Source organism: Pseudomonas sp. WC2401, from assembly GCF_041200115.1.
Lineage (GTDB): Bacteria > Pseudomonadota > Gammaproteobacteria > Pseudomonadales > Pseudomonadaceae > Aquipseudomonas > Aquipseudomonas fragi.
This window is the reverse complement of sequence record NZ_CP165623.1, coordinates 2,317,976-2,335,220: the sequence shown is the minus strand read 5'-3', so window position 1 is coordinate 2,335,220 and position 17,245 is coordinate 2,317,976. Positions and strand designations below refer to the sequence as shown.

Below are 17,245 nucleotides of genomic sequence, written 5' to 3'. Positions count from 1 at the left end.
GGTCGGCGTTAACCGTCCTTCTCGATTTCACAGAGTAGCGGATGCTGGCTTTCGCGTGCGTACTGGTTTACCTGCGCCGCCTTGGTCTCGGCAATGTCGCGGGTATAGATGCCGCACACAGCCCGTCCTTCTGTATGGACGGCCAGCATGACCTTGGTCGCCAATTCGCGATTCAAGTTAAAAAACACTTCAAGGATCTCTACAACGAAATCCATTGGCGTGTAGTCATCATTAAATAAAACCACCTTGTACATCGGCGGCGCCTGAAGCGCAGGCTTAGCCTCTTGCACAGCCAAGCCAGCGGAGTCTTCGTCATCAAAATCGGGGTGATCCTGATTGAATGTTAGTCGAGTCTGGCTGATTGCATGCATGGAAAGAAAGGTTCGTCGTTGGTTGTACGAATACAGTGATGGAGGCGTGAGTATCATAATTCAACACCGCCGCCGCGTGACCTTGACTATCGGTAAAACGGTGTTACAACCATATAGTACCCACAGTGGGAAAAATGGTCCGCACAGTCAACCATATTTACGGGTTTCTGTGCGAGTTGACTGGATAATACTCCAGTGATGGAGTGGTTTGCAGCAGAGGGATATGAGTATGCAAGGCAAGGTCAAGTGGTTCAACAACGCCAAAGGCTTCGGCTTTATTAATACGCAGGCCAAGGAAGGCATCGATGAACACGGAAACCCGATCGACTTTTTTGCGCATTTTTCAGCAATCCAGATGGACGGTTACAAGACGCTCAAGGCAGGCCAGCCTGTGAGCTTCGAAATAATCCAGGGCCCCAAGGGCCTGCATGCGGTTGCCATCACCAACGCTCAAGTTCCAGCCAGTGCTCAAGCGCCTGCACAAGAGGTGACCAGCCTCTCGGTCTGACCCGCCGCAGAAGAAACCGGCCGATTCAATCACGCGAATCGGCCGGTTTTTTTATGCCCGCGCCCTGCGCGGGGAAAATGCGGATTGCCGAAATACCGCGTAAACACTGGGCGAATCGGCAAAAATCAGGGCATTTTGCCGCAGGGACTTAGACCAATGGATGATTCGTGTTAGGCCGCCCCCCTCGCAGCAACCTTGATGACCTATGTATACTGCGCCGGTGACCATGGAGTCACCTGCAAACACATGCTGGAATGAGTCTTTCAGGCCTAGAAAGGCTGAGCCGTTACCCCGGTTCGACCGCTTGACGCTCTACTGATGCATTCACATCACCGCGAAGAACCTCGACTTTCGGCTCATTGTTCACTGTGAACGAAAGCGCCTACCCTGCGCATCTCGAGTATCTGAGCACGCTCAGCAAAGAAGAGAGTTAATCCGAAATGCCCAACCGTTCGAAGATCATCTACACCTTCACCGACGAAGCTCCGGCGCTCGCCACCTATTCACTGCTGCCTATCATCGAGGCGTTTACCGCCAGCGCCGATATCGCCGTTGAAACGCGCGACATCTCTCTGGCTGGCCGCATCCTCTCAAGCTTCCCCGAGCAATTGGGTGACAAGGCTGTAGCGGACCACCTCGCCGAACTGGGCGCCCTGGCCGTTACCCCTGAAGCCAACATCATCAAGCTGCCCAACATCAGCGCCTCGGTCCCGCAACTGCAGGCCGCGATCAAGGAGCTGCAAGCCCAGGGCTACAACATTCCGGACTACCCGGAAACCGTGACCACCGACGCCGAAAAAGAAACCAAGGCCCGTTACAGCAAGGTAATGGGCAGTGCCGTGAACCCGGTACTGCGCGAAGGCAACTCCGACCGCCGCGCCCCGCTGTCGGTCAAGAACTACGCGCGCAAGCACCCGCACAAAATGGGCGCCTGGGCTGCAGACTCCAAGTCCCACGTTGCTCACATGAGCGAAGGCGACTTCTACGCCAGCGAAAAAGCCGCCCTGATCGAAGCACCGGGCAGCGTTAAAATCGAACTGATCGCTCAAGACGGCACCACCACCGTCCTGAAAGAAAAAACCGCCGTCCAGGCCGGTGAGATCATCGATTGCTCCGTGATGAGCAAAAAAGCCCTGCGCCAGTTCGTAGCGGCCGAAATCGAAGACGCCAAAAAACAAGGCGTTCTGTTCTCGGTTCACTTGAAAGCCACCATGATGAAGGTCTCCGACCCGATCATGTTTGGTCAGATCGTGGCTGAGTTCTACAAGGATGCGCTGGAAAAACACGCCGACGTCCTGAAAGAAATCGGTTTCAACCTGAACAACGGTATCGGCGACCTGTACGCCCGCATCAAGGCGCTGCCAGCCGAGAAGCAAGCTGAAATCGAAGCCGACATCGAAGCTGTCTATGCCAACCGCCCTGCGCTGGCCATGGTCAACTCCGACAAGGGCATCACCAACCTGCACGTGCCAAGCGACGTAATCGTCGATGCCTCGATGCCGGCCATGATTCGTGATTCCGGCAAGATGTGGAACACCGAAGGCCAGCTGCAGGACACCAAGGCCGTGATCCCGGATCGCTGCTACGCCACCATCTACCAGGCCACCATCGAAGACTGCAAGAAGCACGGCGCCTTCGATCCGACCACTATGGGCAGCGTGCCAAACGTTGGCCTGATGGCGCAAAAAGCCGAAGAGTACGGTTCCCACGATAAAACCTTCCAGATCAAGACCCCGGGCGTTGTTCGCGTCACCGACAGCAACGGCAACGTGCTGATGGAGCAAAAGGTCGAAGAAGGCGATATCTGGCGCATGTGCCAGGCTAAAGACGCGCCGATCCGCGACTGGGTCAAACTGGCCGTCAACCGCGCTCGCGCCAGCAACACCCCGGCCGTGTTCTGGCTCGATCCAAAGCGTAGCCACGACGCCGAAATGATCAAGAAGGTAGAAACCTACCTGAAGGATCACGACACCAGCGGCCTGGACATTCGCATCATGGCGCCGGTTGAAGCCATGAAGTTCACCCTGGAGCGTACCCGCAAGGGCCTGGACACCATCTCGGTGACCGGCAACGTACTGCGCGACTACCTGACCGACCTGTTCCCGATCATGGAACTGGGCACCAGCGCCAAGATGCTGTCGATCGTTCCGCTGATGAATGGCGGCGGTCTGTTCGAAACCGGCGCAGGCGGCTCGGCTCCGAAGCACGTTCAACAGTTGCTGGAAGAAAACTTCCTGCGCTGGGACTCGCTGGGTGAATTCCTGGCACTGGCGGCTTCCCTGGAGCACCTGGGCACGACCTACAACAACCCGAAAGCGTTGGTGTTGGCCAAGACCCTGGACCAGGCTACCGGCCAGTTCCTCGACAACAACAAATCGCCATCGCGCAAAGTCGGCAACATCGACAACCGCGGTAGCCACTTCTACCTGGCGCTGTACTGGGCTCAGGCCCTGGCTGCCCAGACTGAAGACAAAGAACTGCAAGCCCAGTTTGCCCCAGTGGCAAAAGCCATGGCCGAGAACGAGGCAAAAATCGTTGCCGAACTCAACGCCGTGCAGGGCAAGCCGGTCGATATCGGTGGTTACTACCACGCCGATGCCGACAAGGTGAGCAAAGTAATGCGCCCTAGCGCCACACTGAACGCGATCATCGCCTCGGTGTAAGGGCAACAGGCAACACCACAGACCCCGGCCCACGACGCCGGGGTTTGTGTTTTTACGGCCCACACAAACCCTGTGGGAGCGGGCTTGCCCGCGTTAGCATCACCGCGTAAAAATCACATCCCGAAGCGCCTGCTTCGCGAGCAAGCCCGCTCCCACAGGGGTATGCACCTACCCATAAACCGAGACCCACCCCATGGAATGGAAACCCCATATCACCGTCGCCACTGTCGTTGAAGACAATGGCCGCTTCCTGATGGTCGAAGAACTCAAGCGCGAGCGCGCCGTGCTCAATCAGCCCGCCGGGCATCTCGACCCCGACGAAAGCCTGATCGACGCCGCGATCCGCGAAACCCTCGAAGAAACCGGCTACGACGTCGAACTGACCGGCGTGATCGGCATTTACCTCTACACCGCACCCAGCAACGGCGTGACCTACCAGCGCATCTGCTTTGCCGGCAAGGCCATCAAGCACCACCCCGACTACAAGCTCGACACCGGCATTATCGGCCCGCTGTGGCTGACCCGCGACGAGCTGCTGGCGCAACGCGATCGTTGGCGCAGCGAGCTGACCCTGCAGTGCATCGACGATTATCTGGGCGGCAAACTGTTCGACCTGACGTTAATCCGCCCTTCGGTTTAGCCTTGAGCGCTCGGGCCTGCTAGAATCGCGTCCTTTTTCAAGACACTCATTGAATCCTTATGCGTGATCCAGCCCTAGTCGCCCCCGAAAAACAGCGCGTCATCGTCGGCATGTCCGGCGGTGTCGACTCTTCCGTTTCCGCCGTTCTGCTTATGGAGCAGGGCTACCAGGTGGAAGGCCTGTTCATGAAGAACTGGGAGGAAGACGACGGAACGGATTACTGCACCGCCATGGATGACCTGGCAGACGCCCAGGCCGTGTGCGACAAGATCGGCATCAAGCTGCACACCGCCAACTTTGCCGCCGAGTACTGGGACAACGTGTTCGAGCACTTCCTGGCCGAGTACAAGGCCGGCCGCACGCCCAACCCGGACATCCTGTGCAACCGCGAAATCAAGTTCAAGGCCTTCCTGGACTACGCCCTGATGCTCGGCGCCGACCTGATCGCTACCGGCCACTATGTGCGCCGTCGCGACATTGACGGCCGCACCGAGCTGCTCAAGGGCCTGGACCCGAACAAGGACCAGAGCTACTTCCTGCACGCCGTCGGTGGCGAACAGATCGCCCGCACCCTGTTCCCGGTCGGCGAGCTGGAAAAACCGGAAGTGCGCCGCATCGCTGAAAAGCACGATCTGGCCACGGCGAAGAAAAAAGACTCCACCGGGATCTGCTTTATCGGTGAACGCCGTTTCAGCGATTTCCTCAAGCAATACCTGCCGGCACAGCCGGGCGAGATCAAGACCACCGAAGGTGAAGTGATCGGCCGCCACCACGGCCTGATGTACCACACCATCGGCCAGCGCCAGGGCCTGGGCATTGGCGGCCTCAAGGACGCCAGCGACGAGCCGTGGTATGTGCTGGTCAAGGACCTGGAGCACAACGAGCTGATCGTCGGCCAGGGCAACGACCATCCGTGGCTGTTCTCCGGCGCCCTGCTCGCCTCCGAGATCTACTGGGTCAACCCGATCGACCTGAGCACCCCGTTGCGCTTGACGGCCAAGGTTCGCTATCGCCAGAGCGACCAGCCCTGCACCCTGGAAAAAACCGCAAGCGGCTACCGCGCCACCTTCGATGACCCGCAACGCGCAGTAACACCCGGCCAGTCCGTGGTGTTTTACGACGGCGAAGTCTGCCTGGGCGGCGGCGTGATCGAAGTGGCCGAGCCCTGGTCGAGCAAGGGCAAGCGCCCATGAACCCGACTCAGGAGCAACTGGTAGCCCTGGGCGGCGTATTTCTGGCCGCCGTGCTGGTGGACAAGATCGCCAAGACCGGCCAGGTCAGCGAGGCTGACCTGAGCTGCATGCTCGGCAGCCTGCTGGTGCGCGACCCCAAGGACACCCTGGAAGTGTTTGGCGGTGACGACATCAACCTGCGCGAAGGCTACCGCGCCCTGATCGGCGCCCTTGAGCGCGACCCCAACACCCTGCAGCGCGAGCCCTTGCGTTACGCGTTGTCGATGCTCGGCCTTGAGCGCCAACTGGCCAAGCGCGATGACATGCTGGAGCTGATCGGCAAACGCCTGCCGCAGATCCAGTCCCAGGTCGAGCACTTCGGCCCGGCCCACGAAAACGTGGTGGCTGCCTGCGGCGCGCTGTACCAGGACACCCTGAGCACCTTGCGCCAGCGCATTCAGGTCCACGGCGACATGCGCAACCTGCAACAACCGAACAACGCGTCGAAAATTCGCGCCCTGCTGCTGGCCGGCATCCGCTGCGCACGGCTGTGGCGCCAATTGGGCGGGCATCGCTGGCAGCTGGTCATCAGCCGGCGCAAGCTGCTCAAAGAGCTTTATCCGATGCTGCGCGGCAACTGAAGCCCGCTGGCAGGCACAGATTTCAACATCGATTCGCGTGTGACGCCGGTCACTTGGCAACGGACCGGCCGTTTTTTCATGTATGATACGCGCCCCATTTCGTTGCCCGACTGTCCGAGAACACCCCATGAAGCTTTCTTCGCTCACTGCGGTTTCCCCTGTTGACGGCCGCTACGCCGGCAAAACCCAGGCCCTGCGCCCAATTTTCAGCGAATACGGCTTGATCCGTGCTCGCGTCCTGGTTGAAGTTCGCTGGCTCCAGCGCCTGGCTGCTCACGCTGCCATCCCTGAAGTCCCGGCCTTCTCCGCCGAAGCCAACGCCGTTCTGAACGAACTGGCGGAAAACTTCTCTCTGGAGCACGCCGAGCGTGTCAAAGAGATCGAGCGCACCACCAACCACGACGTCAAAGCCATTGAGTACCTGCTCAAGGAACAGGCCGCCAAGCTGCCTGAACTGGCCAACGTCAGTGAGTTCATCCACTTTGCCTGCACCAGCGAGGACATCAACAACCTGTCCCACGCCCTGATGCTGCGCGAAGGCCGCGATGACGTGATGCTGCCGCTGATGCGTCAAACTGCAGAAGCCATCCGCGAGCTGGCGATCAAGTTCGCCGACGTACCAATGCTGTCGCGCACCCACGGTCAACCGGCCTCGCCGACCACCCTGGGCAAAGAGCTGGCCAACGTGGTTTACCGCCTTGAGCGTCAAATCGCTCAGGTTGCAGCCGTACCGCTGCTGGGCAAGATCAACGGCGCCGTGGGCAACTACAACGCCCACCTGTCGGCCTACCCGCAGATCGACTGGGAAGAAAACGCCCGCGCCTTTATCGAAGACGAGCTGGGCCTGGGCTTCAACCCGTACACCACCCAGATCGAGCCGCACGACTACATCGCCGAGCTGTTCGACGCCATCGCGCGCTTCAACACCATCCTGATCGACTTCGATCGCGATATCTGGGGCTACATCTCCCTGGGCTACTTCAAGCAGCGCACCATTGCCGGCGAAATCGGTTCCTCGACCATGCCGCACAAGGTCAACCCGATCGACTTCGAAAACTCCGAAGGCAACCTGGGTATCGCCAACGCCCTGTTCCAGCATCTGGCCAGCAAGTTGCCAATCTCCCGCTGGCAGCGCGACCTGACCGACTCCACAGTGCTGCGCAACCTCGGCGTGGGCTTTGCCCACAGCGTGATCGCGTACGAAGCCAGCCTCAAGGGCATCAGCAAGCTTGAACTGAATGCGCAGAAAATCGCTGCTGACCTGGACGCTTGCTGGGAAGTCCTGGCCGAGCCGATCCAGACCGTGATGCGCCGCTACAACATCGAAAACCCGTACGAGAAGCTCAAAGAGCTGACCCGCGGCAAGGGCATCAGCCCTGAAGCACTGCAAACTTTCATCGACGGCCTTGAAATGCCGGAAGCGGCCAAAGCCGAGCTGAAGCTGCTGACCCCTGCCAACTACATTGGCAACGCGGTCGAGCAAGCCAAGCGTATCTGATCGCTGCAACGACCTATTAACGCCCGGCCGTGCCGGGCGTTTTTATTCCCGATTACAAAGTGCATTTTTTCAATAGGTTACACATGAATCCTGATATTCCTCTTCAACTTCTGGGCGGCATCACGGCGCGCGAGTTCATGCGCGACTACTGGCAGAAGAAACCACTACTGGTGCGTCAGGCCATTCCTGACTTCGAAAGCCCGATCGACGCTGACGAGCTGGCCGGTCTGGCACTTGAAGAAGAAGTCGAATCGCGCCTGATCATCGAGCACGGCGAGCGTCCGTGGGAACTGCGCCGCGGCCCGTTCGCCGAAGACGAGTTCGGCAAACTGCCAGAGCGCGAGTGGACCCTGCTGGTACAGGCCGTTGATCAGTTCGTGCCGGAAGTCAACGAGCTACTGGAAAACTTCCGCTTCCTGCCGAGCTGGCGCATCGACGACGTGATGATCAGCTACGCCGCCCCGGGTGGCAGCGTTGGCCCGCACTTCGACAACTACGACGTGTTCCTGCTGCAGGGTCACGGCAAGCGTCACTGGCAGATCGGCCAGATGTGCGACTCCGACAGCAAGCTGCTGGAGCACGCCGACCTGCGCATCCTCGCTGACTTCCAGGCCACCGACGAGTGGACCCTTGAGCCCGGCGACATGCTCTACCTGCCACCGCGCCTGGCCCACTGCGGCGTGGCCGTGGACGACTGCCTGACCTACTCGGTGGGCTTCCGTGCGCCGAGCGCCGCTGAAGTGCTGACCCACTTCACCGACTTCCTCAGCCAGTACCTGCCAGACGAAGACCGCTACACCGACGCCGACGCACAGCCGGTCAGCGACCCGCACCAGATCCAGCACGACGCCCTGGGCCGCCTGAAAAGCCTGCTGACCGAGCACATGAGCGACGAGCGCATGCTGCTGACCTGGTTTGGCCAGTTCATGACCGAGCCACGTTATCCGGAACTCGTAGTCGGCCCTGAACTCGAAGAAGAAGACCTGCTGGGCAGCCTGGAACAGGGCGCGATCCTGATCCGCAACCCGAGCGCCCGCCTGGCCTGGTCCGAAGTCGATGACGACCTGCTGCTGTTCGCCAGTGGCCAGAGCCGCCTGCTGCCAGGCAAGCTGCGCGAACTGCTGAAAATGATCTGTGCCGCCGACGCGCTGCACAGCGACAACCTCGGCACATGGTTGGCCGATGAAGATGGACGCAACCTGCTCTGCGAGCTGGTTAAACAAGGAAGCCTGGGGTTCGCTGATGAATAGCATTCACGTACGTGTCGCCGACTGGCAAAAGGACAACGCCGAACTTCGACGCATTCGTGAGGCGGTGTTTATTGCCGAACAATCTGTACCTCCAGAACTGGAGTGGGATGCAGACGATGCAGATGCCGTGCATTTTCTGGCCTATGAAGGCGACTTTCCGATTGGTACCGCCCGGCTGCTGCCGGACGGTCATATCGGCCGCGTGTCGGTCCTCAAGGACTGGCGCGGGCTGAAAGTCGGCGACGCGCTGATGCAAGCCACCCTCCTTGAAGCCGAGAAACGCGGCCTCAAGCAGCAGATGCTCAGCGCCCAAGTGCATGCCACGCCGTTCTACGAGCGCCTGGGTTTCAAGATCGTCAGCGAAGAATTCCTCGAAGCAGGGATCCCTCACGTTGATATGGTGCGGGTGAGCTAACCCCTCACCCACCCATGTGGGAGCGGGCTTGCTCGCGATGCAGGCAGCGCGGTATGGCTGCAAAAACCGTGTCGCCATTATCGCGAGCAAGCCCGCTCCCACAACAAGCCCACATGCAATCCACATAACGCCCTGCCATCCCCGGATCGCAGGGCGTTTTGCTATCTGGCACACTCACACCAAGCCCCTTCAAGCAATGCGGAGATAATGGACATGTCCCTACGCCCCTTCATCGCCGGGCTGTTGCTGATCGCAAGTTTCAGTGCGATCGCCGACACCCGGGTCATCACCCTGCAAAACCGTACCAGCGCCGATCTGCTGCCCATTGCGCAGAACTTTATCGGCAAAAACGGCAAAGTCAGCGCCTACGGCAATCAACTGATCGTCGAGGCAGCCCCCTCGAAAATCCAGAATCTCGAAGATCTGCTGGCCCAACTCGACACACCCGCCCGACGCCTGCTGATCACGGTCGACACCCGTGACAACAACCTGGCCAATAATGCCCCGAACACCCGGGTTATCAGCACCGCCAGCCGCGATGGCGGCACCCAGCAAATCCAGACCAGCGAAGGCACCCCGGCCTTTATCCAGACCGGCCAGAGCGTGCCGCTGACCAGCACCCAGACCGACGCCTACGGCCGCCTGCTGACCCAGACCGATTACCGCAACGTCACCCGGGGTTTCTACGTCACCGCCAGCGTCACAGGTGAAACGGTACACCTGGCGATCAGCACCACACGCGACCGCATGAGCCAGGAACAACCAGATGTAGTGAATATCCAAAGTAGCGACACACAGGTCAGCGGGCCGCTGGGACAATGGATCACCCTGGCCGGTATCAACGGTCGTAACCAGGCCGACAACCCGGCGCAAACCCGCAGCTACTCTACGCAAAGCCGGGATGACGTGACGGTGCGGGTCAAAGTCGACGTACTCGACCAAAAGGGCCAAAACTGACTGACAAGTCGTTTTTCGCAAATTATGTAGTGTTATAAAAAAAGCACTACAAAACATTTGACGCCTCAAAAATGCAAGGGCATGATGGCCCCGCTCCCGCTGATCAGAGGCCCCGCAAAGGCCCTGGGGCCTTTACCGCCTGTAGCGAGCAGCCATTCACGCACTTACTTCAAACAACATTGTTGTGTGCCTGGTGGAGCAACCACTTTTCAACCCAGACCTATGCGACGAGGTTTATCACCATGGCACTGACACGCGAACAGCAAATTGCAGCCCTTGAGAAAGACTGGGCCGAAAACCCACGCTGGAAAGGCGTGACTCGCGATTACTCCGCTGCTGACGTGGTCCGCCTGCGCGGCTCGGTACAACCCGAGCACACCTTTGCAAAAATGGGTGCCGACAAGCTGTGGAAACTGGTGACACAGGGCGCACACCCGTCCTTCCGTCCTGAGAAAGATTTCGTCAACTGCATGGGCGCCCTGACCGGGGGCCAAGCGGTACAACAGGTTAAGGCCGGTATCCAGGCTATCTACCTGTCGGGTTGGCAAGTGGCGGCAGACAACAACTCTGCCGAATCCATGTACCCGGATCAGTCGCTGTACCCGGTGGACTCCGTTCCAACCGTGGTCAAGCGCATCAACAACTCATTCCGCCGCGCCGACCAGATCCAGTGGAAAGCCGGTAAAAACCCAGGTGACCAGGGTTACATCGACTACTTCGCACCAATCGTGGCAGACGCCGAAGCCGGTTTCGGCGGCGTACTCAACGCCTACGAGCTGATGAAAAGCATGATCGAGGCAGGCGCCGCGGGCGTTCACTTCGAAGACCAGCTGGCTTCGGTGAAAAAATGCGGTCACATGGGCGGCAAGGTATTGGTACCGACCCAGGAAGCCGTACAAAAGCTGACCGCTGCCCGTCTGGCGGCTGACGTTGCCGGTACGCCGACCATTATCCTGGCCCGCACCGACGCCAACGCGGCTGACCTGCTGACTTCTGACTGCGACCCGTACGACCAGCCGTTCGTGACCGGCGAGCGCACCAAGGAAGGCTTCTACAAAGTCCGTGCCGGCCTCGATCAAGCCATCGCCCGTGGCCTGGCCTACGCCCCTTATGCCGACCTGATCTGGTGCGAAACTGCCAAGCCGGACCTGGCAGAAGCGCGCCGCTTTGCCGAAGCGATCAAGAAGGAATACCCGGACCAACTGCTGTCCTACAACTGCTCGCCTTCCTTCAACTGGAAGAAGAACCTGGACGACGCGACCATCGCCAAGTTCCAGCGCGAACTGTCGGCAATGGGCTACAAGCACCAGTTCATCACCCTGGCCGGCATCCACAACATGTGGCACAGCATGTTCAACCTGGCGCACGACTACGCCCGCAACGACATGACCGCCTACGTGAAACTGCAAGAACAGGAATTTGCTGACGCCAGCAAGGGCTACACCTTTGTGGCGCACCAGCAGGAAGTGGGCACTGGCTACTTCGACGACATGACCACCGTAATCCAGGGTGGCTCGTCTTCGGTGACCGCGCTGACCGGTTCGACTGAAGAAGAACAGTTCCACTGATAATGGAACCCCGGCCATTGCCCAGCCCGTAAAGAACAAAGGCAATGCCTTGAACGTGACGCCCCGACTGGTTCGGGGCGTTTTTTTGCCCGGTGGCTGACCGATATCCCGTAGCAGCTGCCGAAGGAACGAGGCTGCGTTGGCGTGGTGCGGCACTCCGACATAGTCTTCGTAAATCCTGCGAACCGGATTTGATCAGTACACAGCAGCGCCTGGTTTCACGACGGCTTCGTCGGAGTGCCGCACCACGCCAACGCAGCCTTCGTTCCTCGGCAGCTGCTACGAGACCATCACACTCCATCGACAAAACACTGACCCAGATCCATGCTTCGATCGCCAGAACGGGTTAAAAAGCCAAGTTCCAAACTTGCTAACAGCGCTTATATAAGCCAAGTTCTGGAGGCCTGCGACATAGCGACACAACAAACAACCACTCAAACGATATTAATTATCATTACGAGTTGCTTTTGTTGAATACATGAGCCCCGAAAAACAAACACCGAAAAACGCTGTAACGCCCACAGGACAAGGCCTGCATAGACATTGATGGAGGTTCTACAACTAAAGGACTGAATTAATTCATCTTAGAAAATTTACTTGCTGGGTGTTTAGCCATAAAATCCCGGCAATCAATAGCACTGCGACATAACGTCACTGCTTTATTACCTTTTCTAGCTCAGAGACCTTTGCTCTCTGTTAAGGATTTCCAGCATGCCCGAAGCGACAGGACTCATAGCCCACAACTGGGGCTTTGCCATTTTCCTTCTCGGCGTTGTCGGCCTCTGTGCCTTCATGCTCGGTGTCTCCAGCCTTCTCGGGTCAAAAGCCTGGGGACGCAGCAAAAACGAACCGTTCGAGTCCGGCATGCTACCTACCGGTGGCGCCCGCTTGCGGCTCTCAGCCAAATTCTATCTGGTCGCGATGCTGTTCGTGATCTTCGATATCGAAGCCCTCTTTCTCTTTGCATGGTCTGTGTCTGTTCGCGAAAGCGGCTGGACCGGATTCGTCGAAGCTCTCGTTTTCATAGCAATTCTGTTGGCAGGCCTTGTCTACCTATTTCGGGTGGGTGCTCTTGATTGGGCACCGGAAGCTCGTCGTAAGCGGCAGGCCAAGCTGAAACAATGAGGCTTTGGCAATGCAATACGAACTCACCAGGATCGACCCGGATGCTCCTAACGAGCAATACCCGATCGGCACACGGGAAACCGTTGCCGATCCGTTAGAAGATCAAGTCCACAAAAACATCTTCATGGGCAAGCTCGAAGACGTGCTGAACGGCACGGTCAACTGGGGGCGTAAAAACTCCCTGTGGCCGTACAACTTCGGCCTGTCGTGCTGCTACGTGGAAATGACCACCGCCTTCACGGCGCCCCACGACATCGCGCGCTTCGGCGCCGAAGTGATCCGGGCATCGCCGCGCCAGGCGGATTTCATGGTTATTGCCGGTACCTGCTTCATCAAGATGGCGCCGATCATTCAGCGCCTCTATGAGCAAATGCTTGAACCGAAATGGGTCATCTCCATGGGTTCTTGCGCCAACTCCGGCGGCATGTACGACATCTACTCCGTGGTTCAAGGGGTCGACAAGTTCCTGCCCGTGGACGTTTACGTGCCAGGCTGCCCACCCCGCCCGGAGGCTTTCCTGCAAGGCTTGATGCTCTTGCAAGAGTCGATTGGCCAGGAGCGTCGCCCACTTTCCTGGGTCGTTGGCGAACAAGGCGTGTATCGCGCCGAGATGCCATCGCAAAAGGAACAGCGCCGCGAACAGCGTATTCAGGTAACCAACCTGCGCAGCCCCGACGAAGTCTGATCCAGCGCCGTTTCTAATCAATAGAACGAATCACTGGTTTCATTCTTTACGTTGACCGAAAGCGATAAAAAACCATGACTGCAGGCTCCGCTCTGTACATCCCGCCTTACAAGGCTGACGACCAAGATGTGGTTGTCGAACTCAACACCCGTTTTGGCCCCGAGGCGTTCACCGCCCAGGCCACGCGCACCGGCATGCCGGTGCTTTGGGTTACCCGCGCAAAACTGGTCGAAGTACTGACCTTCCTGCGCAACCTGCCAAAACCCTACGTCATGCTCTATGACCTGCACGGTGTGGACGAACGTCTGCGCACCAAGCGTCAGGGCCTGCCATCGGGTGCAGACTTCACCGTCTTCTATCACCTGATGTCGCTGGAACGTAACAGCGACGTGATGATCAAGGTGGCCCTGTCCGAAAAAGACCTGAGCGTCCCTACCGTGACCGGTATCTGGCCGAACGCCAACTGGTACGAGCGCGAAGTCTGGGACATGTTCGGCATCGACTTCAAAGGTCACCCGCACCTGTCGCGCATCATGATGCCGCCGACCTGGGAAGGTCACCCGCTGCGCAAGGACTTCCCGGCCCGCGCCACCGAGTTCGACCCGTACAGCCTGACCCTGGCCAAGGTGCAGCTGGAAGAGGAAGCCGCACGTTTCCGTCCAGAAGACTGGGGCATGAAGCGCTCCGGCGAAAACGAGGACTACATGTTCCTCAACCTGGGTCCGAACCACCCTTCGGCCCACGGTGCCTTCCGCATCATCCTGCAGCTGGACGGTGAAGAGATCGTCGACTGCGTACCAGACGTCGGCTACCACCACCGTGGCGCCGAGAAAATGGCCGAGCGCCAGTCCTGGCACAGCTTCATCCCGTACACCGACCGTATCGATTACCTCGGCGGCGTGATGAACAACCTGCCGTATGTGCTTTCGGTCGAGAAACTCGCCGGGATCAAGGTACCGGACCGCGTCGACACCATCCGCATCATGATGGCCGAGTTCTTCCGTATCACCAGTCACCTGCTGTTCCTGGGTACCTATATCCAGGACGTGGGCGCCATGACCCCGGTGTTCTTCACGTTCACCGACCGTCAGCGCGCCTACAAGGTGATCGAGGCCATCACCGGCTTCCGCCTGCACCCGGCCTGGTACCGCATCGGCGGCGTGGCCCACGACCTGCCGAACGGCTGGGATCGCCTGGTCAAGGAATTCATCGACTGGATGCCCAAGCGTCTGGACGAGTACCAGAAAGCCGCTTTGGACAACAGCATCCTGCGTGGTCGTACCATCGGCGTTGCCGCCTACAACACCAAAGAGGCCCTGGAATGGGGCGTCACCGGTGCCGGCCTGCGCTCCACCGGTTGTGATTTCGATATCCGCAAGGCGCGCCCGTACTCCGGCTACGAGAACTTCGAATTCGAAGTCCCGCTGGCGGCCAACGGCGACGCCTACGATCGTTGCATCGTGCGCGTCGAAGAAATGCGCCAGAGCCTGAAAATCATCGAGCAGTGCATGCGCAACATGCCGGCCGGCCCGTACAAGGCGGATCACCCGCTGACCACGCCGCCGCCAAAAGAGCGCACGTTGCAGCATATCGAGACCTTGATCACGCACTTCCTGCAAGTTTCGTGGGGCCCGGTGATGCCGGCCAACGAATCCTTCCAGATGATCGAAGCGACCAAGGGCATCAACAGTTATTACCTGACGAGCGATGGCGGCACCATGAGCTACCGCACCCGGATTCGTACCCCAAGCTTCCCGCACCTGCAGCAGATCCCTTCGGTGATCAAAGGCGAAATGGTCGCGGACTTGATTGCGTACCTGGGTAGTATCGATTTCGTTATGGCCGACGTGGACCGCTAAGCATGAACAGCACGCTTATCCAGACAGACCGTTTCGCCCTGAGCGAAACCGAGCGCTCGGCCATCGAGCACGAGATGCATCACTACGAAGATCCACGCGCAGCGTCGATCGAAGCCCTGAAGATCGTTCAGAAGGAACGCGGCTGGGTGCCGGACGGCGCGATTTACGCCATCGGCGAACTGCTCGGCATCCCTGCCAGCGACGTTGAAGGCGTGGCCACGTTCTACAGCCAGATCTTCCGCCAGCCCGTTGGCCGTCACATCATTCGCGTGTGCGACAGCATGGTCTGCTACATCGGTGGCCACGAATCCGTGGTCGGCGAAATCCAGAACAAGCTGGGCATCGGCCTCGGCCAGACCACCCCGGACGGCCGCTTCACGCTACTGCCGGTGTGCTGCCTGGGCAACTGCGACAAGGCGCCGGCGTTGATGATCGACGACGACACATTCGGTGACGTGCAGCCTGCTGGCGTCGCCACGTTGTTGGAGGCCTACCCATGAGCCTGACTTCTTTCGGCCCTGCCAACCTGATCAAGCGTTCGGCAGAAACCCACCCCCTGACCTGGCGTCTGCGTGACGACGGCGAGCCGGTATGGCTCGACGAGTACCAGGCCAAGGACGGCTACGCCGCCGCACGCAAGGCCTTCGCCGACATGGCCCAGGACGATATCGTCCAGACCGTGAAAGACGCCGGCCTCAAGGGTCGTGGCGGTGCCGGCTTCCCGACGGGCGTGAAGTGGGGGCTGATGCCTAAAGACGAATCCATGAACATCCGTTACCTGTTGTGTAACGCCGATGAAATGGAGCCCAACACCTGGAAAGACCGCATGCTGATGGAGCAACTGCCCCATCTGCTGATCGAAGGCATGCTGATCAGTGCCCGCGCGCTGAAAACCTACCGTGGCTATATCTTCCTGCGTGGCGAATACACCACCGCGGCCGTGCACCTGCGTCGTGCCGTAGAAGAAGCCAAGGCCGCCGGCCTGCTGGGCAAGAACATCCTCGGCTCGGGCTTTGACTTCGAACTGTTCGTGCACACCGGTGCCGGGCGTTATATCTGCGGTGAAGAAACCGCACTGATCAACTCCCTCGAAGGCCGTCGCGCCAACCCGCGCTCCAAGCCGCCGTTCCCGGCCGCTGTGGGCGTATGGGGCAAGCCGACCTGCGTGAACAACGTCGAAACCTTGTGCAACGTACCGGCCATCATCGGCAACGGCGTTGACTGGTACAAATCCCTCGCCCGCGAAGGCAGCGAAGACCACGGCACCAAGCTGATGGGCTTCTCCGGCAAAGTGAAGAACCCTGGCCTGTGGGAACTGCCATTCGGCGTGACCGCCCGCGAGCTGTTCGAAGACTACGCCGGCGGCATGCGCGATGGCTTCAAGCTCAAGTGCTGGCAGCCAGGCGGCGCCGGTACCGGCTTCCTGTTGCCCGAGCACCTGGACGCACAAATGTACGCCGGTGGCATCGCCAAGGTCGGCACCCGTATGGGTACTGGCCTGGCAATGGCCGTGGACGACAGCGTCAACATGGTCTCGTTGCTGCGCAACATGGAACAGTTCTTTGCCCGTGAGTCGTGCGGTTTCTGCACCCCTTGCCGTGATGGTCTGCCGTGGAGCGTCAAGCTCCTGATGGCGATCGAGCACGGCGAAGGTCAGCCCGGCGATATCGAGACCCTGCTGGGTCTGGTCGGTTTCCTCGGCCCTGGCAAGACGTTCTGTGCTCACGCACCGGGTGCCGTGGAGCCATTGGGCAGCGCGATCAAGTACTTCCGTCCAGAGTTCGAAGCCGGTATTGCCCAGGCAAAACCCGGTGTACCGCCTCTGGCACGCCCGATTGTAATCGGTGCGTAACGCTCTGAATGAAGGGGGTCCGTGCCCCCTTCTGATCGTTC

16 protein-coding genes are annotated in these 17,245 nt (G+C 59.4%); 15 read left to right on the top strand and 1 reads right to left on the bottom strand.

Translation table 11 applies throughout. The annotated features are described in order from the left end of the window. Positions 1-8: 8 nt before the first annotated feature. On the bottom strand, positions 9-371 hold the full coding sequence (clpS, locus tag AB3G35_RS10700) for an ATP-dependent Clp protease adapter ClpS (protein WP_016780211.1): 363 nt from the start codon (positions 369-371) through the stop codon (positions 9-11). A 229-nt stretch (positions 372-600) separates the two neighbouring features. Here clpS and AB3G35_RS10695 point away from each other — a divergent pair, with 229 nt between their 5' ends. The 15 genes from AB3G35_RS10695 (at position 601) to nuoF (ending at position 17,204) form a co-directional block, all read left to right on the top strand. Next, positions 601-879, top strand: coding sequence for a cold shock domain-containing protein (locus AB3G35_RS10695; protein WP_086796180.1), 279 nt, complete (start codon positions 601-603; stop codon positions 877-879). 440 nt (positions 880-1,319) lie between these two features. Further along, a complete protein-coding gene (locus tag AB3G35_RS10690) occupies positions 1,320-3,542 on the top strand; it encodes an NADP-dependent isocitrate dehydrogenase (RefSeq protein ID WP_095004150.1) in 2,223 nt (740 codons plus the stop codon). Positions 3,543-3,735: 193 nt separating this feature from the next. Continuing rightward, positions 3,736-4,182, top strand: a complete 447-nt coding sequence (locus AB3G35_RS10685) for an NUDIX hydrolase (RefSeq protein WP_086796179.1) — start codon at positions 3,736-3,738, stop codon at positions 4,180-4,182. A 59-nt stretch (positions 4,183-4,241) separates the two neighbouring features. Further along, complete coding sequence (gene mnmA / locus AB3G35_RS10680) at positions 4,242-5,375, top strand: tRNA 2-thiouridine(34) synthase MnmA (protein ID WP_016780207.1); 1,134 nt, start codon at positions 4,242-4,244, stop codon at positions 5,373-5,375. Continuing rightward, positions 5,372-5,995: a high frequency lysogenization protein HflD gene (hflD, locus tag AB3G35_RS10675; RefSeq protein WP_016780206.1), complete on the top strand. Its 624-nt coding sequence runs from the start codon at positions 5,372-5,374 to the stop codon at positions 5,993-5,995. The genes mnmA and hflD overlap by 4 nt, the downstream gene beginning before the upstream one ends. Before the next feature lie 127 nt (positions 5,996-6,122). Further along, a complete protein-coding gene (purB, locus tag AB3G35_RS10670; protein ID WP_016780205.1) occupies positions 6,123-7,493 on the top strand; it encodes an adenylosuccinate lyase in 1,371 nt (456 codons plus the stop codon). 83 nt (positions 7,494-7,576) lie between these two features. Continuing rightward, the gene (locus tag AB3G35_RS10665) at positions 7,577-8,743 is read left to right on the top strand and encodes a cupin domain-containing protein (RefSeq protein ID WP_016780204.1); all 1,167 of its coding nucleotides are present in this window, start codon (positions 7,577-7,579) and stop codon (positions 8,741-8,743) included. Beyond that, positions 8,736-9,158 carry a GNAT family N-acetyltransferase gene (locus AB3G35_RS10660; RefSeq protein WP_016780203.1) on the top strand — a complete coding sequence of 141 codons (423 nt, stop codon included), beginning with the start codon at positions 8,736-8,738 and terminating at the stop codon, positions 9,156-9,158. Before AB3G35_RS10665 ends, AB3G35_RS10660 begins: the two co-directional genes overlap by 8 nt. A gap of 213 nt (positions 9,159-9,371) precedes the next feature. Further along, entirely contained in the window at positions 9,372-10,115 is a 744-nt protein-coding gene (locus AB3G35_RS10655; protein ID WP_340079347.1) for a secretin N-terminal domain-containing protein, read from the top strand. A 242-nt stretch (positions 10,116-10,357) separates the two neighbouring features. Further along, positions 10,358-11,683 carry an isocitrate lyase gene (gene aceA, locus AB3G35_RS10650; protein WP_016780201.1) on the top strand — a complete coding sequence of 442 codons (1,326 nt, stop codon included), beginning with the start codon at positions 10,358-10,360 and terminating at the stop codon, positions 11,681-11,683. A 711-nt stretch (positions 11,684-12,394) separates the two neighbouring features. After that, positions 12,395-12,808 (top strand): NADH-quinone oxidoreductase subunit A, encoded by a 414-nt coding sequence (locus AB3G35_RS10645; RefSeq protein ID WP_003446990.1) that lies wholly within the window; start codon positions 12,395-12,397, stop codon positions 12,806-12,808. A 10-nt stretch (positions 12,809-12,818) separates the two neighbouring features. Further along, positions 12,819-13,493, top strand: coding sequence for an NADH-quinone oxidoreductase subunit B family protein (locus tag AB3G35_RS10640; protein ID WP_016780200.1), 675 nt, complete (start codon positions 12,819-12,821; stop codon positions 13,491-13,493). Positions 13,494-13,567: 74 nt separating this feature from the next. Continuing rightward, positions 13,568-15,352, top strand: a complete 1,785-nt coding sequence (nuoC, locus tag AB3G35_RS10635) for an NADH-quinone oxidoreductase subunit C/D (RefSeq protein ID WP_016780199.1) — start codon at positions 13,568-13,570, stop codon at positions 15,350-15,352. 2 nt (positions 15,353-15,354) lie between these two features. After that, on the top strand, positions 15,355-15,852 hold the full coding sequence (gene nuoE / locus AB3G35_RS10630; RefSeq protein WP_088379405.1) for an NADH-quinone oxidoreductase subunit NuoE: 498 nt from the start codon (positions 15,355-15,357) through the stop codon (positions 15,850-15,852). Continuing rightward, positions 15,849-17,204, top strand: a complete 1,356-nt coding sequence (nuoF, locus tag AB3G35_RS10625; protein WP_086796175.1) for an NADH-quinone oxidoreductase subunit NuoF — start codon at positions 15,849-15,851, stop codon at positions 17,202-17,204. Before nuoE ends, nuoF begins: the two co-directional genes overlap by 4 nt. Positions 17,205-17,245 lie beyond the last annotated feature (41 nt).